At 66.5% G+C, this 18,785-nt stretch carries 22 protein-coding genes; 10 read left to right on the top strand and 12 right to left on the bottom strand.

From position 1 onward, the window contains the following. Nucleotides 1-2,789 (top strand): AAA domain-containing protein (locus J7U37_RS23455; RefSeq protein ID WP_247637291.1); only part of this gene is annotated, 2,789 nt, incomplete at its 5' end. Nucleotides 2,790-3,056: 267 nt separating this feature from the next. On the opposite strand, the gene J7U37_RS23450 is transcribed toward J7U37_RS23455, so the two are convergent. Both J7U37_RS23450 and J7U37_RS23445 read right to left on the bottom strand, forming a co-directional pair. Next, entirely contained in the window at nucleotides 3,057-3,830 is a 774-nt protein-coding gene (locus J7U37_RS23450) for an SDR family NAD(P)-dependent oxidoreductase (RefSeq protein WP_247637290.1), read from the bottom strand. Between the two features lie 37 nt (nucleotides 3,831-3,867). Further along, nucleotides 3,868-4,728 (bottom strand): NAD(P)H-binding protein, encoded by an 861-nt coding sequence (locus tag J7U37_RS23445; RefSeq protein ID WP_147753418.1) that lies wholly within the window; start codon nucleotides 4,726-4,728, stop codon nucleotides 3,868-3,870. A 98-nt stretch (nucleotides 4,729-4,826) separates the two neighbouring features. On the opposite strand from J7U37_RS23445, the gene J7U37_RS23440 reads away from it, so the two are divergent. Beyond that, nucleotides 4,827-5,750 carry a LysR family transcriptional regulator gene (locus tag J7U37_RS23440; RefSeq protein ID WP_247637289.1) on the top strand — a complete coding sequence of 308 codons (924 nt, stop codon included), beginning with the start codon at nucleotides 4,827-4,829 and terminating at the stop codon, nucleotides 5,748-5,750. Nucleotides 5,751-5,768: 18 nt separating this feature from the next. On the opposite strand, the gene J7U37_RS23435 is transcribed toward J7U37_RS23440, so the two are convergent. From J7U37_RS23435 to J7U37_RS23420, 4 genes are all read right to left on the bottom strand, one after another. After that, nucleotides 5,769-6,074, bottom strand: coding sequence for a hypothetical protein (locus tag J7U37_RS23435; RefSeq protein ID WP_147753416.1), 306 nt, complete (start codon nucleotides 6,072-6,074; stop codon nucleotides 5,769-5,771). A gap of 63 nt (nucleotides 6,075-6,137) precedes the next feature. Beyond that, a complete protein-coding gene (locus J7U37_RS23430) occupies nucleotides 6,138-6,401 on the bottom strand; it encodes a hypothetical protein (protein WP_147753415.1) in 264 nt (87 codons plus the stop codon). A gap of 127 nt (nucleotides 6,402-6,528) precedes the next feature. Further along, the gene (locus tag J7U37_RS23425) at nucleotides 6,529-7,902 is read right to left on the bottom strand and encodes an ATP-binding protein (protein ID WP_147763751.1); all 1,374 of its coding nucleotides are present in this window, start codon (nucleotides 7,900-7,902) and stop codon (nucleotides 6,529-6,531) included. After that, the gene (locus tag J7U37_RS23420) at nucleotides 7,902-8,633 is read right to left on the bottom strand and encodes a response regulator (RefSeq protein ID WP_147812606.1); all 732 of its coding nucleotides are present in this window, start codon (nucleotides 8,631-8,633) and stop codon (nucleotides 7,902-7,904) included. Before J7U37_RS23420 ends, J7U37_RS23425 begins: the two co-directional genes overlap by 1 nt. 171 nt (nucleotides 8,634-8,804) lie before the next feature. Here J7U37_RS23420 and J7U37_RS23415 point away from each other — a divergent pair, with 171 nt between their 5' ends. Genes J7U37_RS23415 through J7U37_RS23400 form a run of 4 tightly spaced genes read left to right on the top strand, consistent with a single transcriptional unit; the run spans nucleotide 8,805 to nucleotide 11,532 of the window. Next, nucleotides 8,805-9,743, top strand: a complete 939-nt coding sequence (locus tag J7U37_RS23415; RefSeq protein WP_247637288.1) for a hypothetical protein — start codon at nucleotides 8,805-8,807, stop codon at nucleotides 9,741-9,743. Between the two features lie 19 nt (nucleotides 9,744-9,762). Beyond that, the gene (locus tag J7U37_RS23410) at nucleotides 9,763-10,155 is read left to right on the top strand and encodes a hypothetical protein (protein WP_247637287.1); all 393 of its coding nucleotides are present in this window, start codon (nucleotides 9,763-9,765) and stop codon (nucleotides 10,153-10,155) included. A 32-nt stretch (nucleotides 10,156-10,187) separates the two neighbouring features. Next, the gene (locus J7U37_RS23405; protein WP_147752594.1) at nucleotides 10,188-11,018 is read left to right on the top strand and encodes a DUF3658 domain-containing protein; all 831 of its coding nucleotides are present in this window, start codon (nucleotides 10,188-10,190) and stop codon (nucleotides 11,016-11,018) included. A gap of 31 nt (nucleotides 11,019-11,049) precedes the next feature. Next, nucleotides 11,050-11,532, top strand: a complete 483-nt coding sequence (locus tag J7U37_RS23400; protein WP_147752593.1) for a VOC family protein — start codon at nucleotides 11,050-11,052, stop codon at nucleotides 11,530-11,532. 187 nt (nucleotides 11,533-11,719) lie between these two features. Here the strand turns inward: J7U37_RS23400 and J7U37_RS23395 are convergent, their stop codons facing one another. After that, nucleotides 11,720-12,169: a helix-turn-helix domain-containing protein gene (locus tag J7U37_RS23395; RefSeq protein ID WP_147752592.1), complete on the bottom strand. Its 450-nt coding sequence runs from the start codon at nucleotides 12,167-12,169 to the stop codon at nucleotides 11,720-11,722. Between the two features lie 102 nt (nucleotides 12,170-12,271). Between J7U37_RS23395 and J7U37_RS23390 the strand changes: the two genes are divergently transcribed. Beyond that, complete coding sequence (locus J7U37_RS23390; protein ID WP_147752591.1) at nucleotides 12,272-13,042, top strand: SDR family oxidoreductase; 771 nt, start codon at nucleotides 12,272-12,274, stop codon at nucleotides 13,040-13,042. 61 nt (nucleotides 13,043-13,103) lie between these two features. Further along, nucleotides 13,104-13,316 (top strand): 4-oxalocrotonate tautomerase family protein, encoded by a 213-nt coding sequence (locus tag J7U37_RS23385; protein ID WP_147752590.1) that lies wholly within the window; start codon nucleotides 13,104-13,106, stop codon nucleotides 13,314-13,316. 351 nt (nucleotides 13,317-13,667) lie between these two features. Here J7U37_RS23385 and J7U37_RS23380 read toward each other — a convergent pair whose 3' ends face one another. The 5 genes from J7U37_RS23380 to J7U37_RS23360 form a co-directional block, all read right to left on the bottom strand. Next, nucleotides 13,668-14,093, bottom strand: a complete 426-nt coding sequence (locus J7U37_RS23380; protein WP_247637286.1) for a cupin domain-containing protein — start codon at nucleotides 14,091-14,093, stop codon at nucleotides 13,668-13,670. 84 nt (nucleotides 14,094-14,177) lie between these two features. Next, entirely contained in the window at nucleotides 14,178-15,302 is a 1,125-nt protein-coding gene (locus J7U37_RS23375) for a major royal jelly family protein (RefSeq protein ID WP_246688193.1), read from the bottom strand. Between the two features lie 47 nt (nucleotides 15,303-15,349). Beyond that, a complete protein-coding gene (locus J7U37_RS23370; protein WP_247637285.1) occupies nucleotides 15,350-15,853 on the bottom strand; it encodes an ester cyclase in 504 nt (167 codons plus the stop codon). Nucleotides 15,854-15,876: 23 nt separating this feature from the next. Continuing rightward, on the bottom strand, nucleotides 15,877-16,278 hold the full coding sequence (locus J7U37_RS23365; protein ID WP_147752588.1) for a VOC family protein: 402 nt from the start codon (nucleotides 16,276-16,278) through the stop codon (nucleotides 15,877-15,879). 10 nt (nucleotides 16,279-16,288) lie between these two features. After that, nucleotides 16,289-16,999, bottom strand: a complete 711-nt coding sequence (locus J7U37_RS23360; protein WP_147752587.1) for an SDR family oxidoreductase — start codon at nucleotides 16,997-16,999, stop codon at nucleotides 16,289-16,291. 124 nt (nucleotides 17,000-17,123) lie between these two features. On the opposite strand from J7U37_RS23360, the gene J7U37_RS23355 reads away from it, so the two are divergent. After that, nucleotides 17,124-18,038 carry a LysR family transcriptional regulator gene (locus J7U37_RS23355; RefSeq protein WP_147752586.1) on the top strand — a complete coding sequence of 305 codons (915 nt, stop codon included), beginning with the start codon at nucleotides 17,124-17,126 and terminating at the stop codon, nucleotides 18,036-18,038. Between the two features lie 253 nt (nucleotides 18,039-18,291). Then, nucleotides 18,292-18,504 carry a DUF4287 domain-containing protein gene (locus J7U37_RS23350; RefSeq protein ID WP_147752585.1) on the top strand — a complete coding sequence of 71 codons (213 nt, stop codon included), beginning with the start codon at nucleotides 18,292-18,294 and terminating at the stop codon, nucleotides 18,502-18,504. The last annotated feature ends 281 nt before the right edge of the window (nucleotides 18,505-18,785 follow it).

The following is an 18,785-nucleotide window of genomic DNA, read 5'->3' as shown; positions in this document are numbered from 1 at the left end:
CCCGGCCCATCGCCCTGGAACGGGAGCGGTACCTCGGCCTTCCCGTCGAGCTCCCCGAGGCCTTCGAGCCCGCTTCGCAGGAAATCGCCGGCATCGTTCGCCGGCTGGCCGCGGAAGAACCGGTGTTCGGGTTCTTCGCATTCCGCGAAAAGTCGCTGCGTCCGATCGTCGACGCCATCCGGGTTCAGGGGCGCCCTCCAGTCGGGCCCGGGGATTGGGCGCACGTCCGAGACCATCTGGCATGGCGGGATGCCGTCGCATCCCTCGCGATCCGCTGGCGGGCGCTGGCGGACGAGATCGGCGCTTCCCCGTTCGCCACGGCCCGCGAACTCGGCCAGCTTGTCGGAACGCTCGATGCCATCCTCGTAGGGGCCGAACGCGCGACGCGCGTCCTCGGCGAGGCGTTCGCGGATCTCGTCCCGGGCGGCGGGTCCGTTCGCGACCTCTGGCTGGATCGCCGACGGCTCGACCTCGTCGAAAAGGCTTTCCGGAATGCCGCGGCTGCGGCGCAACTCTCCGCATCGCGGAACGAGATCGATCGGCTTCAGAACCTTTTCCCCGAGACAGCCGGGAAGATCGGCCAGCTCGCCCGCGACGTCCTATCTGAGGCCGTCGGACGCCAAGGGGTGGGGGCAGAGCAGATCTCGTCCCTCTGGTCTGCCCTGCGTCGCCAGATCGACGACCTGGGTCAGGGCCGGGGCTACTTCGAGGTGGTCCGATCGATCACCGAGGTCATCCGCCTAGGCGGTGCGCCGGTCTGGGCCTCACGCCTTCGCAGGGAACCGGCCCAGGACACGACAGACCCGCTGCTGCCGGGGGATTGGCGCGAGGCCTGGGAATGGGCGGTGACGGCCGCCTACCTGAGACGGATCGATGACCGGGACAGGCTGAGGACGCTCGCCGACGAGCGCGTCCGGCTCGATGCCGAGGTGCGAAAAACCTTCGAACGGCTCGTCCGCGAGCGGACCTTCTACGAGCTTGGTCGCTCGATGACCGGTACGGTGCGCGCGGCCCTGATGATGTTCGCCACCGCCCTGCGCAAGACCGGCAAGGGCACCGGCAAGGGTGCCGGCCGCCATCGACGCGACGCTCGCCTGGCCATGGCGCAGTGCTACGCCGCGATACCGTGCTGGATCATGCCGGCGTGGCGTGTCGCCGAGCAGTTGCCCGGCGAGGTCGGCTCGTTCGACCTGGTGATCATGGACGAGGCCTCACAGTCGGACATACGCGAACTCCCCGCGCTGCTACGTGGCAGGAAGATCCTCGTGGTCGGCGACGACAAGCAGGTGAGCCCGTCCGCCGCCTTCATCGAGAACGCCAAGATAGACCGGCTGGAACACGGGTTCCTCAAGGGCCAGCCCTTCAGGACCCTGCTTCTGCCGGGGGCATCGCTCTACGACCTGGCGAAGGTGATGTTCCCGGACAAGCTCGTCATGCTGAGGGAGCATTTCCGCTGCGTCGAGCCGATCATCCGGTTCTCCATGGAGTTCTATCCTGAACCCCTGGTGCCCCTACGCGTGCCGACCGCGCACGAGCGGCTCGATCCTCCGCTCATCGACATCTACGTCCCGGACGGTCGCCGTAAGGGCGACAAGCAGAACCCCCGCGAGGCCGAGGTGATCGTCGCGGAGATCCGCAAGCTCGTCGACGACCCGAGCCTTGCTCGCATCGAGGCGCAGGACCGTTGGCGAACGATCGGCGTCGTATCCCTCATCGGATCGAAGCAGGCCGCCCTCGTAAACAAGATGCTGCTGGAAGAACTCGGCGAGGATCTCGTGAGACGCCATCGCATCGCCTGCGGCGACAGCGCCACCTTCCAGGGAAACGAGCGCGACGTGGTCTTCCTGTCGATGATCGCCGATCCTGACAGTAAGCAAGCCCAGACCGCCACCCAGTTCGAGCAGCGCTTCAACGTGGCGATGTCCCGGGCCCGGGATCGGTTGGTGCTCGTGCGATCCGTACAGGAGGACGAGCTCAAGCCGGACGACCTCAAGGCACGGGTAATACGGCACTTTCGCGACCCGATGGCAGGTGTCGAGGCCCGTACCGGCGATTTGGAGGCACTCTGCGATTCCGATTTTGAGCGGGATGTCCTCCGACGTCTCGTCGGGCGCGGCTACCGGGTTCTCCCGCAGGTCGGCGCGCTGGGCTACCGGATAGATCTCGTCGTAGAGGGCGCGAACGGACGCCGCCTCGCTGTCGAATGCGACGGTGACAGGTACCACGGGCCGGAGCGTTGGGCGGACGACATGCGTCGTCAGCGCATCCTGGAACGTGTCGGATGGCGGTTCTGGAGATGCTGGTCGTCGAGCTTCATCCTCGATCCGGACGGCTGCATGCTTGATCTGTTCGAGACGCTCGAACGAGCCGGTATCGAACCCGGCGGCGCCGCCGAACTCCAGTCCGGCTACACCTTGCACCTAACGGCAGCCCGGTCAGGGGATACCGTAGGCAGACTGCATGACGCCTCGCCTAACGACAGCGCCATCGAACCCTCCGCGGATCATGATCTGCAGGTGGGGTCTGGAAAGCTGAAGGGCGATCATTCGGCCGGAGGGGTCAAGGCGGGAGATCGCATCGTGTTACGCTATCTCGACGACAACAAGACCGTGACCTTCACGCTGGCTCATGGGCACCACGACGAAGCGAATGGCCGCCTTCCGGTGAACTCCCCGTTGGGGTCGAAGCTGCTTGGGGTTTCGGAGGAAGACGAGATCGAGTTCGATGCGGGCGGCCGCATCAGGCGCGTACTCGTGCTAAGGACAGAGCGACCCCAGGCGCCTCATTGATCGCATGCCGCTGCTGGCAGTTGAACTTGACGGTCGGTACTAATCGTTGATCGTCCGCGAAGGGTGGATTTCCGCAAGTCTGCTTCGGGGCGAGAAATACCGGAAGCGGACGCCGTATCCGCGTTCGCCCGCGATCCGGAACGCACGCGATAGCCGGGGCGCAAACATCGCGGCTACGCTGTGAGGCGCCTCTGCGCCAAAGAACCGAGCAAGGTTCCGCCACTGAGCATCCCTCTATGAGCCGAGCCGGTTGGCTCGGCGCAGTGCTCAACGCGGGAAGGTGGCGCCGGAAACGCGCTCGCACGCGATCAGGAGAGCGTCCTGGGTCGCTTCGATCGCGGTCACCGGATCGGGCTCTCGTGTAGCTCGATGATAAAAGTACCGGCCTGTCGAGCGCGCGAGAGCGTCGTCGCCCGTGGCGAGCCACGCCTGCGTGAGGTGTCCTTGGGCAAGGTCGTCGGAAGCGCCTGCGCCGCCCATTCGTGTCGCCACCCAACCTGGCTCCAGCGCGTTCGACAGCACGTCCGGCCATAGGCGGGCAACTGCGAAGGCCAACAACACGTCGTGGAGCTTGCTCTCGGCATAGGCCGCCAACCCCTGCCAGCGACGCCTCCTCCAGAGCAGGTCGTCGAGGTCGGCCCCGGCGCCGTGATGAAGGCCGGAACTCAGGTAGACCAGTCGCTCGGGACGCTCAATCAGAACGGTCAGGAGGTAGGGCGCCATCGTATTGACCGCGAACACGTGTGGCAGCCCGTCCTCGGTGTCTATCCGTCGGGGTTCGCGGTAGCCGACACCGGCATTGTGGATCACGGCATCGAAGCGGCCCAGGCGATTGACCTGCTCGGCCACCTCCCTGATCCCGCGCATCAAGGACAGGTCACCCGTCACTACTCCGACGGCGCCCGATGCCTCCCTCAAGGCGGTGTCCGACCGGCGCGCGTCTCGCCCATGCAGCACGACCTCGTGCCCCTGCTCGATCATCAGCTGGCCGGCCATGAGGCCCAGCCCGGTCGACGACCCGGTTATGAAGATGCGTGCCATGGTGCCTCCGACTTGCGGGTGTTTCCGACGTTGGCGTTCAGGCTCGGGCCACGAGTTGGCGGACGACGGCGTCGATGCCGGTGGCTCCCTTCGTCGAACCGGCTTGGCCGGCCTCGAACTCGATCCAGCCGGCGTTGAAGCCGTCGATCATGCGCGCCCTGGGCCCGGGATTGCGGGCACCCGCCGACCGGAACGTGGCCTCCCATGCTGCGCGCGGGACCGCCTCCATGCGCACGGGATGCCCAAGCGCTGCGGCGAAGGCTGCCGCGACCTCGTTTGGACGGACGCGAACCGGACCTTCCAGTTCGACCACGCGGCGACCGACCCACCGCTCTCGAAGCATCTCGGCGGCGACGCGACCGATGTCGGCCACCGCGACCATCGGCAAGGGCTTGTCGAGCGGCTGTAGGTAGCTCGGGATCAGACCCGTGCGCGCGGAAGCGACGTCGCCCGCGGCGTTCTCCATGAACCAGGCCGCGCGGAGAAACGCGACCGGCAGCGGGAGCATGGCGAGCGACCGCTCCACCAGCCCGAGCTGGCTGAGGAGGTTCGGCTCTGCAGCCTGGGCGCCGATGGTGGACAGGCACACCACCCGGCGAGGCCGCGCCTGCGTTAGGGCTTGGCTCAGGGCAGCGATGACACCTCGAACCTCGGGAAAACCCGGCTCCGGGTCGAATATCGGCGGGATCACGACGAACACTGCATCGACGTCAGCGAACGCGCTCGCCAGGGCGTCCGCATCGGTCATCTCGGCCAATGCGACCTCGCAGCCGCGCTCCGCCCACGGGTCACCCTTCGCAACATCACGGACGATTGCGCGGACCCGCGCACCGACTTCGAGAAGCCTGCTCGCAGCCGCCCCGCCAACCTGACCCGTGATACCCGTGATCGCGTACATGACTGTCACTCCACACTTCGCCGATGCCAAAGGATTGACATCCGAGCTGTGTTGAGGCGAACGCATTCTCCTCAGCTTGAGGATGCTAAAACGTCATCATGGCCTACGATGCACGGGTGCTCAGCGGGATCGGCGTCCTCGCCGCCATCGTCGAGGCCGGGGCCTTTTCCCGGGCCGGCGAGGCGCTCGGCCTGTCGCAATCGGGCGTTAGCCGGGCGGTATCCCGACTGGAGGGGCGTCTCGGCATCCGCCTGTTCCACCGCACCGCCAGGGCCGTGACCCTGACCGACGAGGGCCGCCGTTTCTACGAGGAGGTCCGCCCACTGCTCGACGGCCTGGAGGATGCCGCCACCCGGGCCGCGGGATCGGCGCGAGCCGTGCGCGGGCAACTGCGGATCAACACCGATGCCGCCTTTGGGCACTTCGTGCTGGCCCGAAGGCTCGGCGATTTCCTGCAGCGATTTCCGGACCTCTCCGTCGAGGTGGTGGTCCGGGACCGCATGGGCGACCTCGTCGCGGAAGGCTTCGATGTCGCCGTCCGGTTCGGCGAGCCCGAGCCGTCTGCGCTGATCGCTCGGCTGCTTTTGCGGACGCGGGTGCTTACTTGCGCGACGCCCGACTATATCGCCCGTCATGGCCGACCCGATCACCCCTCGGACCTGGACGGCGGGGATCATACCGTCATCCAGTTCAGGAACCCCGCCACCGGACATCCCTTCGATTGGGAATTCCACCGCGGCACGGAGCGCGTGGCAGTCCGGGGCAGCGGTCGGTTGACGGTGAACGATACCGGGACGCTGCTCAGGGCCTGCTTGTCCGGCCTCGGCATCGCGCAGCCGTTGGAGCTGTACGCCAAGGACTACATCGAAGACGGTCGCCTGGTGCCGCTCCTGGAGGCGTGGACGGGGGAACGCTTCCCGCTCCACGCCTACGTCCCGACCCGGCGGCACACCTCCGCCAAGGTCCAGGCGTTCCTGGCCTTCATCGGCGAGACGGCCAGGTCGGCAGAGATATCTCACTGACCGACCTATGCAGACGCATCACCAGCGATGGTGCGAACCCGCATGACGGAACCCGCCCCAGCGATGGCCGCCGCCGTGCCAACCGAAGCGACGATGCCAGCTGTAGTGGTAGCTGTAGTGCCATCGGCGGCCGCCCCACCCGTGATGGCCGAAGCGACGGTACACGGGGCCGTAGGCGAGCGGACGGAAGCCGAGGTTCGGACGGCACCAGCCGTAGAAGCCACGGTGGAAGCCGGGACCGCAGCCGTCACGGGCCTCGGCCGCCGAGCCGGCCGTGACAAGCCCCGCGGCGAGGGCAAGGGGTACGACGATCCTGCGGAACATGTCTCGCTCCTGAAGTATTCGGCACGCGACCGGATGTGGGGAAAGGGAAAGGGTTTGGACGGCTCAGTTCGGCCAGCAGCGGCGCCCGTAGGGCCCGATGTGGAAGCCAGCCGGGCAGGAGGCGCCACGAACGTAGCCACCGGCCTGACCACCGGTTCGGCAGCCGCCGTAGGGGCCGCGATGGGCGTAGGGTCCGCAGCCGCCGTAGACTTGGATGATCTCGGCACCATCCGACCCGTTGGAGACGGCATCCTGGATCAGGGGCGCGGCGGTGACCGGGACCGTGATGGCGGCCAGTAAGGCGACCGGGGCGAGATACTTCAGCATCGTTGCATCCTCTGCTCTCGTCGGGGCTCGGCGCCGCGACCGATGAGGGCAGGATCGTCCCGGGCTTCTTCCCGGATGTGACGGGCGGATGCGTCGGCGTAACGATTTGTAACGACGGCCTGGGTGGTCAGGCGATGGCGGGCAGCGTCAGAACGAGCCGGGCGCCGCCGAGCGCGGTCGCCTCGGCCACGACGGTACCGCCATGCGCCTCGGCGATCTGCCGGGCGATGGCCAGCCCCAGCCCCGTCCCGCCGGTCCCGCGGTTCCGGGAGCGCTCGATCCGGTAGTACGGGCTGAACACCGCGGAACGCTCCGATTCGGGAATGCCGGGGCCGTCGTCCTCGACCGCCACCTCGCAATCCGGACCCGTGCGCCGTACCGCGACCGCCACCGAGGAGCGCCCGAATTTGACGGCGTTGCCGATGAGATTGGCGAGCACCCTGCGCAGGGCAACCACGTCGCCGGCGACGACGGCGTCCGGTATGTCCTCGCCGGTCAAGCCGATGTTCACGCCCTGCGCGGCGTGCTCGGCGACCTCGATGGCCACGAGGTCGCCGAGATCGACGGGTGCGCGGCCGACCTCGACGGCGGTGCCGCGGGCGAAGCCGAGCGAGGTGTCGAGCAGGGCGGTCATCGCGTCGAGGTCCTCGACCAGTCGCTCCCGGCGCTCCGGTTCGGCCACGCCCTCGGCGCGTAGCCGCAGGCGGGTCAGGTACGTTTTCAGGTCGTGCGAGATCGCGCCGATCAGCAATGAGCGCTCGCCCATGAGGCCGACGATGCGCTCCTGCATGGCCTGGACGGCCTGGGACAGACAGCGGATCTCGGGGGCGCCTTGCGGAACGAGGGCCGGCTCGGGGGCACGACCGTCGAAGCGGGAGACCGCCTCTGTCAGCCGCCGCAACGGCGCGAGTTCGTGACGTGCGCCGACGAGGACGAGGCCGGCCACGACGAGCCCGAGCACCGCGACCCACAGGCTCAGGGGCTGGCCGAGCAGCCACGGCATCAGCGAGTGGTGACGCTCGATGGCGGAGACGACGACCGTCCGGCCGTCGGGCAGGGCGTAAGTGGCGGTCGCCAGACGGCCCATCACTTTCCGATTGTCGGCGTTGGCGACTTCCGCCGGATCGACGCCCCTGCGCAGCATGTCGACATCGGTGAAGGCCCGAACCTGGCCATTCGCGTCCCCTGTCAACCGCCGCAGGCGCGCTTCGAGGCGCGGCTCGCGGATTAGTCCGGTCTCGGACGGAGGTGCGTCCGTGATCTCGGCCCTCAGGGCTTCCCCGTTCACTGCATTTAGGATCGCCGGGCGTTGCGCGGGGTCCGCGTCCCGCAGCAGGGTCATGATGCCGGCGGCCTGATCGAGGCGGGGGAAGCGCGTGGCGTAGGGCGAGGCCTCCTCGTGCCGCTGCCATTTGTCCACCGCGAAGGTGGCGAGGACGAGCAGCGAGAGCGCGCCGAGCAGGATCAGCATGATCCGGCCAAGCAGGCTGATCTGCGCCATCACGATGCCCGTCCCACCGGCGCCGCCAGGATGTAGCCGGCGTTGCGCACCGTCTTGAGCAGCGCCGCCGCGGCGCTGCCCGAGGCATCGAGCTTGTGCCGCAGGCGGCTCACCTGCACATCGATGGTGCGGTCGAAGGCGTCAGCCGTCCGGCCGCGCGTCCAGTCCAGGAGTTGGTCGCGCGAGAGCACCCGCTGCGGCCGGGTGACGAAGCAGTGCAGCAGGTCGTACTCGGCGCTGGTGAGGGGGATCTCGGTCCGTGCCTCGCCGACCGTCACCCGGCGTGCCGCGAGGTCGATGACGAGATCGACGACGCCGAGCATCTCGGCGGCGTCCTCGGACGCCGGGGCGCCAGTCCCCTGTGACCGTCGCAGGACCGCGCGGATGCGGGCCAGCAGGACACGCGGGTTGAACGGCTTCGAGACGTAGTCGTCGGCTCCCATCTCCAGGCCGAGCACCCGGTCGATGTCCTCGTCCTTGGCGGTCAGCATCACGATGGGCGGCCCGCTCGCAGCACGCAGGCGCCGGCAGATCGAGAGGCCGTCCTCGCCGGGCAGCATCCAATCGAGGACGATCAGGTCCGGGGCGGGTCCGGCCGCGAGAAGTCGGTCGAGACCTGCGCCTCCGTCGACGCCGACGACGCGGAACCCCTCGCCCTCCAGATAGCCCGTGAGTTGGATGCGGATGTCGTCGTCGTCCTCGACGATGGCGATGGTGATGCTGTCGGGCATGTCACGAGGATAGGCCGCCCCGACCGGGCCGCAACGCGAAACCGGTCGCTGTCACAAAACGTTACACGGCACGCGCATCTCGTCACATCCTGGATCGGTCCGGCCGCGATGGTCACCGGCATCGCAACGGAGGCCCTCGGATGGGCCCCGACGAAACGAGGCGACGGACGCATGGCTCCAGCCCAACTGGCATCCCCGCTCTGGCATGTCGTGACCGCGCTCGCCCTGGCGGGGACGATGGCCGTCCACGGCGGCACGGTCGACGCCGCACCGCGACAGGTCGCGGCCGCGACGTCCCGATCCGGTGATGGGAGCGAGACCTATCGTGGCTATCTGATCGAGATCGGTCCGGATGTCCCGAACGCGGAGCTCGACCAGTTGCGTCGAGCGGCCGAACACCAGGTCGACCTCGTCGAGGCCACCGGGCTCGATGCGCGCACCAAGGCCTTTCTTCGGCGCTTCCCGGTGGTGGTGCAGACCGGCGCCAACGTTGGCGGCCACTACAGCGGCGGCGACCGCGTCACCATCGCAGTTGCAGACCCGAACGACGACCGACCGATCCTGCTACACGAGTACATGCACATCTACCACTTCCGGATGCTGCCAGGCGGGAATCGGAACGCGGACATCCTGACCTATTACGGGCGGGCCAGGGAGGGCGGGTTCTACTCGGCGGGCGCCTATGTCCTGAAGAACCCGGGCGAGTTCTTCGCGATGACCGCGAGCGTTTACCTGCCCGCACGCCCGTCCGCCGCGGCCCTGATCTACCCGATCATCACTTTGGAACCGCCCTACGACCACACCTCGACGCGCGTCCAACTGGTCGGTCGCCACCCGACGCCGAGCGAGAGCGCGGAATGGTCGGTCGAGACCCATGTCCGGTCCCGTTGTCCGCCGGTCTTCCTGACTCAGGCGGCGGACGATCCGATCTCCGACATCGCGAACAGCCGGATCATGGTGCAGGCGTGCGAACGCGCCGGTGTCCGCGTGGAGGCGCATACGCTCGTCAGCGGCGGCCACGGCTTCGGGATGGGCCGGCCAGGCACGCCGAGCGCGCAATGGCCGGGCAGGTACGAGGCCTGGCTGCGAACTGTCGGCGCTCCGGCCTGACATCCGACGACCACCGATCATGGGAAAGACCGTGAACCCGACGCGATCGCGACCCGTATCCGCATGCGTCCTGGCCCTGCTCGCCGGGCCGGCGATGGCCGACACCTTGCCGCTCCGCCACGGGGCCTACGTGACGGTCGGCACGGACTGCAAGGATCCCCCGAACGTCGCCCTGCGGACTTACGACGGCGCAGGCATCGGCAGTTCCAAGTCGAACGACTGCCGGCCCCGCGTCGTGTCCCGGCAAGGAAACGTGTTCGAGATCGAGCAGTCCTGCCGGCAATACGGCGGACCGGATCTCCCCCGGGCGACCGAGCGTTCGACCGTTCGCGTCGACGGTCCAACGGCCTTCACCGACCTGACGAACAGTGCAGCCGAAGGCTACCGCCTCTGTCCCGAACTGAAGCCTTGAGCATGCCGGTCGATGATGACGGAGGACCTGGGATGACCTGCGCGATCGAGACCGTTCACGTGGCTTACGGCATCTCCAGGGCGGATGCGATCCGCGACGCCCTTCGTATGGAAGGGTGTACGGAACGCGTGGTCGCGCTTCCCGCTACCCTGAGCCATGGCCCCATCGATCCGCCGGACCCGGACACGCGCCAGGCGTGGGTCAGAACCGTCCTGCGGTGCGCTCCCGACGATGACTGGCGCGAGCCCGAGGAGCCTTGGGCCGAAGCGACCACGGCCGACGTGTATCCGGTTTATTGGGTCTGTCTGACCGACGCCGGGGAGCACGCCTGCTTCCTGGAGTTCGCCTTCCGCATGGCCGTGCGTCCGTTCGACATCGTCGATGCGACCGGTCTGGACTTCGTCACCCGGGACGGCGTGCGATCGCCGTGGTCTCTCGGCCTGATGCGGCCCGAGGACATCGTCACCTCCGGCCTGAGGGAGAGACGACGCCCCTACTCAGAAGCCGAGGCCCACGCGGCGTCAGCGACATGGGCACGGTTGCGGGCCGAGAATGCGCCGCTCCGCATCGTGCGGGACGGATGCCTGGTGTCGGCGCCGTTGACGCACTTCGATGCCGCCCTCGTCGCGCAGGGCAGGCCGGAATGGGAGATCGTCGCCGGGTTAATCGGGCGGGCGTTGCATCACCTGTCCTTCGAGGTCGACCCACCGGGCCAGGGCGTCGGCGACGTTGTCCTGTTCGGCCGCGTGCTGGCACTCGGCGCCGAGGGTGCCCTCGACGTCAGGGGCGCCGGGCCAGGGATGCGCGACTACGAGGTTCGCCTTCCGGCCATTCGTCCGCATCCGGACAGGATCCCGGGCTGATCAAGTCGGTGCCCTCGATAGGATGATAGGAATGATCGATACCTCAAGCCTCAACGTCCGCCGCGCCGACCACGTGGGGTTCGCCGTCGCCTCCCTCGACGAGGCGCTCCGCTTCTGGGTGGAGGGGTTGGGCGCACGTCTGTTGCGGACCGGCGACATGGGCGGCGAGTTCCTGGGGCAGGTCACGGGTGCCCACGGCGCGCGGGTGCGCATGGCAGTGGTGTCGCTCGGGGGGCAAGCTGTCGAACTGCTTGAGTATCGGGGAACGAGCCCACCTGCGGCGGCGCCCGCGCCGTTCGATCCGGGCTCTGCACATCTTGCCCTGATCGTCGACGATCTCGACGCGGTCTTGTCCCGCATTGTGGGCCATGGCTGGAAGGCCCAGGGCATACCGCAGCCGATCCCCACAGGCGAACGGGCCGGAACGCGGGTGGTCTATGCCGTCGGTCCGGACGGTTCCACCATCGAATTCATGCAGCCGCCGCCCGCGGGGCGCCACGCGACTTTGACTTAGGATATAGGTCGAGCCGTTTTGGTCTTCGTTAAGGCACCGCATGGTCGGTCCTGAGCCAAATCCATGTCCGCTTCCGAGTTCCGAGATCCCTTTGAGGGCTGATAGGCATCCGCATTGGGTCGGATGCGGCAGGTCCGCCTCCAGAGAAGGGTCAGGGTCTGCAAAAGCTTATAACAGCTCTCGGCCATCACCGTATTTCGATGCAAGCGGACACATCGGACGCTTCACCCGCCGCTGCAAACGCCCGACGGGCGCGCTCGATCTCTGCGTGGTGGGTCTCAGCCCAGATCCACACACCACAGAACGCTGCCCCCAAGCTCTCGCCGAGTGGCGTCAGCGTGTAATCCACGTGCGGCGGGATCACCGGATGCACGGTACGTCGCACAAGACCATCCCGCTCCATCTGCCGAACCGTCTGCGTCAGCATCTTTTGGCTGATTCGACCCACCGCCTTGCCGAGTTGCGTGAACCGTAGGGTGCCATGCTCGTCTAGAGCCTCAAGGATCAGCATAGTCCACTTGTCGGCCACCTTGGCGATGATGTCGTTCACCAGCACCTCGATCGTCGGATCGACGTCCTTCGGGATCGGCCCCCTCCGTCGTGCCTCGATCATGGGGTCTGGGGTAGCCCTACGCATCCGACGCTCTCCTTTCGGTAAGTACCAATCTTTTCGGTGCCTACTTCAGTCTGGAGAGCGTGATCGATAATTTCTTCGGCGACAACAACGAAGGTCGCCGTCATGAACTTCTCAGGCAACACCATCCTCATCACCGGAGGCGGCTCCGGGATCGGGGAGGCTCTTGCACATCGCTTTCACGATCTAGGCAACACCGTCATCGTCGTCGGTCGCCGCGTGGAGGCACTGGAACGGGTCACCAGCGGCCGCCCGGGCATGCACGCGATGCCGCTCGACATCGCGGATGCCGGAGACATCGCCGGGTTCGCGCAGCGGGTCGTGGCCGAGCACCCGGCCCTGAACGTGGTGATCAACAACGCCGGGATCATGCGCTTCGAGGCGCTGGATCAGGCGCGCGACCTCTCAGACGCAGAAGCGACGATCACCGCCAACCTGCTCGGCCCTATCCGGCTGACGGACGCCCTGATCGAGCATCTGCTCGGCCGCCCCGGTGCGGCACTGATCAACGTGTCCTCCGGACTGGCCTTCGTTCCCCTGACGGCGACACCGACCTACTCGGCGACGAAGGCAGCCATTCATAGCTACACTGTATCGCTAAGAGAGGTCCTGAAGGACAGGATCGAAGTGATCGAACTGGTACCCCCGGCGGTTCAGACCGATCTAACACCCGGCCAGGCCACCCGCGAAGGCTACCTGCCGCTGGCCGACTTCATCGATGAGGTAATGGCTCTGTTCCAGCAGCAGCGGACCCCGCGTGAGATCCTCGTGCAGCGCGTCGCCTTCCAGCGCAACGCCGAAGCCGAGCACCGCTTCGACGAGGCTGTGACGACCTTGAACGATGCCGCCCGCAAGGCACGCGAGAATCAGCGCTGAGGCTGTTGGGCCAGCACGCCTGCTACGCCGCCGTTCAACTCACCCACCGTGGAGAAGGCTGATGCCGTTTGCTAACATCAAGGTCCCGGAGGCGGCGCTCAGCCGCACACAGAAGGAAGAGATCGTCCATAAGGTGACCAACTTGTTCGTCGATTACTTCAGCGAAGCGGTTCGAACACATACCATGGTCTTGATCGAAGAGGTCAAGGATGGCGGCTACGCCCGAGCTGATGAAGTGTTCGTCATACCGGATGCATATCGCGCGAAGGACTGATCGCAGGTGGGCCGCCGACAGGATTGGCGGCCCCCTAAAATCGACATTAGTGAAACTATTACAAAATCACTTTATGTATAAGATCAATATATTTCGTCGGCCAGCCTCCCGTCTTATAAGACACATTTTCTACGGCTGCTTCCGAGGATGCACAAATTCTCTTACGATATGATTGGGTGGATTTCCATCAGTCCGCTTCCAGACGGTGGATGTATCAAGCGGACATAACCTCGAAGACCGCTCAAAATCCACTTAACATATGACCACAGATTTCAACGAGCTTTCGATTAAGACTACATAGTGTTTATCAGATTGCGCGCCTGAAGCCGCTCGGCGGGTAAGAGATGACGCTCATCGCGTTGGAGCATTGCGGGCCATGAAGGTCTCGGGCGACCCGTCGGCGGGATCGACGAAGACGATATCGGAAGGTGGGCGACGCGGCGTATCGACCGAGAGGAAAACCACAGGTTCCTCCAAAAGTGTCGGCAGGGCGTGAACGGTACCACGTTCGAAGAACAGGAGTTCTCCCGGCCCGAACTCTGCCTCCTTTCCGGCATCACCCATCCAGAATGTGCCGCGCCCCGACAGCACGTAGAGGTACTCGTCGCAGGTAGCGTGGTAATGCGGCGGCGTGGGGCGATAGACGCGGAAAACCCGAGCGCTCGCCGCCTCGCGGTCGGTCAGATAAGTGTCGACGAGAAGCGTCTGCGCCGTCTCGGGGAGCGCGGCCGCGATAGCCGCGAGGTCGAAACGTCCGGTCTTTGTCGAGTCCGACATGTTCGCTCCTGAGCGATGATCGTTGGGGCGCGGTTCGGCACCCACCTCATAACAGCGCTGGCCAACCCCGGTCGCTGCCTCGGATCAGCGATGGTCGTTGGGGGCAGGCTTTGCACCGATGTCGAGGGTGAATACCCTCAATGGCTTCGCCACCCGGTCAGCGCCGCCGTTGAAAGGGGCCATTCGATTCAGTTGCGCCGCCGGCATCCACAAACGCCCGTCAGCGTCGATCCACATCGCATCGACCCAGACGAGGCGAGGGTCCCGCACCACTGTTGTGCGGGTTCCGTTGGGCGTGAGCCTCAGCACGGAGAGTTGGTCGGTGTCGCTGACGTAGATGTTGCCCTCGGCATCGATGGCGGTCCCGCCGGTCGAAGGCGTATCGGCGAAGCGCTCGACATGGGTGGCGAGGCTCGCCGCATCCAAGTCCGTATCATCGAGATAGCGGGTATCGATGCGCGACATCCGGCCCGAGCTCGGCTGGTAGTAGACCCATCGCCCGTCGGGGGAGACCTCGATCTGGTCGGCGTGAATGTGGAGCGGCTTACCATCCGGGCCGTGCATCGGACGCCCTTCGGCCGAGACCGCTCGGTCGCTCACGGTCGATGGATCGCCGTCTAGGACGCGTCGTGCCTGGCCCAATGCAAGGTCCAGTACGATCAGACCGGGCGCGCCGGCATCGGTGAGATAGGCATGGCCGCCGTTGAAGCGGACATCGTCGACGAAGCTGTCCGCCTTCGTCACCGGGCCCAGCAGATAGACGCGTGTGGTTTGGTTCGTCGCGAGGTCGATGCGGATGAGCTTCGGGCCGCCGGGTAGGACGGGGTTTCCGATGCCGGGGGCGCCGGTATCGACCAGCCACAGGGCCCCGTCGGGCCCGATACGCTGGGCGTTGACGCGCACGAAGGCCTTGGACGGGTCCTGGCCCTTCGCCCAGCCGTTCCACGTCACGTCCGGATATGGGACGAGGATGCCGTCCTTCCACTCCACGATCTGCGGACCAGCCGAGCCGTCGAGCCGCGCGAGCACGAGGAAACGGCGCCCATCGGGGGCGATGCTAACCCCGGTCGATGGTGTGTCGAGGGTCATCGCCGTGACGAGGCGGGGATCCTCTTCCGCAAACGAACGAGTGGAGCCGGGCAGTGAGAATGCTCCCGCCAGGAAACACAGGGTAAGGCTCGCGACGATGTTACGACGAGGGACGGTCATGATGCGTTTCCCGATGGTCTGCAGTCCTGGCGAGGTGGCGCTTAGGCTTATGGAGATGGAACGGTGCCAAGCTGCCGAAGCAGGGTAAGGTTGTCCTCGATGTGCCAGTTGGCTGCGATGCGACCGTCAACGACGCGGTAGATATCGGTGGCGATGAACGCCACCGGCTCGCCCCGGCCCTGGCGACCCTCGAATGTGCCGGTGAAATGACCGCGCAAACGCAGGTGCAGCACGGCCCGGTCGCCCGCCACGATCATCTGTTCGACCTCGCAGGTGAGGTCCGGAACAGCCTTTCGAAAACCTTCCGAGGCCAGGAGCGGTCCGGTCGGACCTTGCACCCGCCCGGGCGGCGGCGTCTCGTCCACAAAGTCCTCGGACAGCGCCGCCCGGGCGTAGGCCGGGTCGCCGGTGTTCCAGAAAGTGGCGTATCGCCGGGCTGCCAGCACCACGGCCTCGCGCTGTTGCGACGCTTGGCCGGGATCGACGACAAGCACGCCTGGCGAGACGAGCGTCTCTGCGGCGGCGGGGGTGGTCGCCAGCACGACGGCCATGGTGGCGAAACGAAGCGACGGGATCATCGGTTGAGCTCCTGGCTCATTTCTGTCGGTTCACTGTCGCGGAAGGCGACCTCGATCAGCGTGCCGCCCGGGGCGTGCAGGAAGATGCGGCGTTCGCCGATCTCGGGGAGCTCCATCCGGCTGTAGGGGATGCCACGGTCGTCGAGGCGCCGGCGGAAGGCGTCATGGTCGTCGCGGAGGAAGGCGACGTGGTCGATGCACTCGGCCGACCCGTCCGGAACTGGCACGCCGGCTCGCGCTGGAATGAGGTGCACGATTGGTTCCCCGTCCGCGTAGAGCCAGTGCCCGGGAAAGCCGAAGGCCGGGCGGAAGCCCTCGCTCAGGTCGAAGACATCCGTGAAGAAGCGACGGTGGCCATCCAGGTCGCGGGTGCGGAGCGTGGCGTGGTCGAGGCGCATCGGCGGCCCTTCACGCGATGGTGCCGCCGCCGTCGACGGTGACGGTCGAGCCGGTGGCATAGGGGTTCGTGGCCACGAACAGGATGGCCTGGGCGATGTCGTCGGGATGCCCGATCCGGCGTGCAGGCAGCTGCGCAGCGCGGCGCTCGAACATCGCCTGCCGGTCGGCCTTATCCATCCGCGCATAGAGCGGCGTATCCACGAGCCCCGGCGACACCGTGTTGAACCGGACCGGCGCCCGCTCCAAGGCCAGGCCGCGGGCGAGGGCATCAAGCGCGGCGTTGATCGCCCCCTGCAGCACGGCGGCGGGACCGGGACGTTGGCTGAGGTAGCCGGACACGAAGGTCAGCGAGCCGCCCTCGACGATCTTTGCGGACCGGGCGATGCGGTAGGCGCCCCAGAACTTTGAATCCATCGCCGACCTGGCGTCCGCCAGCGGGAGCTCGGCGACCGATCCGGTCCTCGTGGTGGCCGCGGCGACCACCACATGATCGAAAGGCTCCCGACCGCCGAAAAAGGCTTCAATCGCAGCCTCGTCAGTGAAATCGAGCGCGGCCGCCTCCACCTCTGCAGTCCGAGCGGCCTCGTTGAGCTTCGTGCCTGGACGGCCCGCTGCGACGACGCGCGCACCGTTCCGCGTGAAGAGCTGCGCAGTGGCCAAGCCGATCCCGCCGGCGGCGCCGACGACGAGGACCTTCCGTCCGTTCAGGTCCAGAGGCATGGCATCAGTCTCCTCTCAGTTGTGCCGGGGAAGCGACCCCGTTCGTCAACACAACCTAACTCTTGCTTTTCGACTGATAAGCCGGATTACAGTTGAGTCATTCTTGCACGAGGGTTGAGTGTCGATGCTTGACGATCTGAACGAGCTACGCACCTTCCGTCGCATCGCGGCGCTCGGCAGCCTAACGGCGGCGGCGCGCGATCTCGGGGTCGGGCTGGCTGTCGTGAGCAAGCGCTTGACGACGCTCGAACGCAGGGCCGGTGTGAGATTGATCCAACGCTCCACGCGGAGCCTGTCGATAACGGACGAGGGCCAGACCCTACTCGTTCAGGTGGAACGGGCGCTGGACGCCATCGAATCCGCCGAGGAGCGCCTCGCGACCGGGCGTGACGAGCCGATGGGATTGCTGCGGGTCGGCGCGCCGGTCTCGTTCGGGCGGCGGCACGTCGCACCGGTCCTGGGCCGCCTCGCGGCACGGCATCCCCGGCTTGACGTCGACCTGAGGCTCGACGACCGCGTTACCGACCTCATCGGCGAGCGCATCGAGGTGGCAATCCGCATCGGGCCCCCGCGCGACAGCACGATGATCATGCGTCGGCTAGCCGACAATCGGCGCATCCTGGTCGCGGCGCCCGCCTACCTCGACCGGCATGGACGCCCGTCGAAGCCTGAAGACCTCATCGGCCTGGAAGGCTTGAGCTACGGCGATGCGACGACGCCGTGGCGCTTGCTTGGTCCGGGAGGCGTCGAGACGGAGTTCCGTCTTAGGATGCGCCTTCGCTCGGACAGCGGCGACGCGGTGCACGATTGGGCTCTTGCAGGGGCAGGCATCATGCTGAAGTCCGCTCTGGACCTCGCCTCTGACCTCGCCGCGAACCGGTTGGAGCGGGTGCTCCCGGACTATGCGAGCGCGCCATCGCCGGTCTACGCCCTGTTCGCGTCCGGCCATTCGCTGTCGACCAGAGCGAGGGTGTTCATCGATGCGATGGTCGTCGAACTGGCGGATCCTGGGAACGCATCGGCAGTCATGCCGACCTAAGTGACCATCAAGCCTCCGACGTCTTCAGTAAGGCAGGGGCCACGTCCTCTGCGGACGAGCCTGACCTGAGCCACCCATGCACCGTACGGGCACCGAGGCGTCCCAGATGCGCTGCCACCGAGCAATCGAACAGCTACGTCGGCTTTCCACCATTGCGGATGCGGGTCCACTCATGGTGCTGTCCGGTGAGTTGCAGCCCGTACGATTTGCCTCGAAGCTGGCGCCTACCAATGAGCTAGAAGGACGGCCACCTGTGTCCACCGAACCCGTCAAAGGGCCAGCTTCGTACTTCCCGTCCATCGAGAAAAAGTACGGCCGCCCCATCAACGAATGGCAGCAGCTTGTCCGCGATCGGCTTCCCGCAAAGCACATGGACCTCGTGTCAATGTTGAAGGGCGAGCACGGGATGGGACATGGCCACGCCAACGCCATCGTTGCCCACGTGCTGTCCGCGGGAAAAGGGTAGGCAACCTTACAGCAAGCCGGGAGTGGCTGCTCTCCACTCCGAGCGGTAGTTGCCTCACGCCTGACGAATGGCAGCTTTGGAAAAGTGCCGGCGGCGGTCTGAGAGGCTGGGTTGGGTCGGGATCTGCCGGTCCGCTCTACGACCGAGTTGGGTGGAGGCTGTGTCAAAAGCCCGATCTGAAGTAGACTTGCGGCCTCATCTGCGGAGGTCGGCATGGGTCGGTTCGTCGAAGGGCAGGACCGTCGGCAATCCTGGTTGCTGCCCAGTTCGCTGGACGACTA

Origin of the sequence: Methylobacterium sp. 37f, from assembly GCF_023093475.1 — a bacterium.
Classification (GTDB): domain Bacteria; phylum Pseudomonadota; class Alphaproteobacteria; order Rhizobiales; family Beijerinckiaceae; genus Methylobacterium.
Note: the sequence above shows the minus strand (reverse complement) of the source record. Positions and strands in the feature narration are given on the sequence as shown.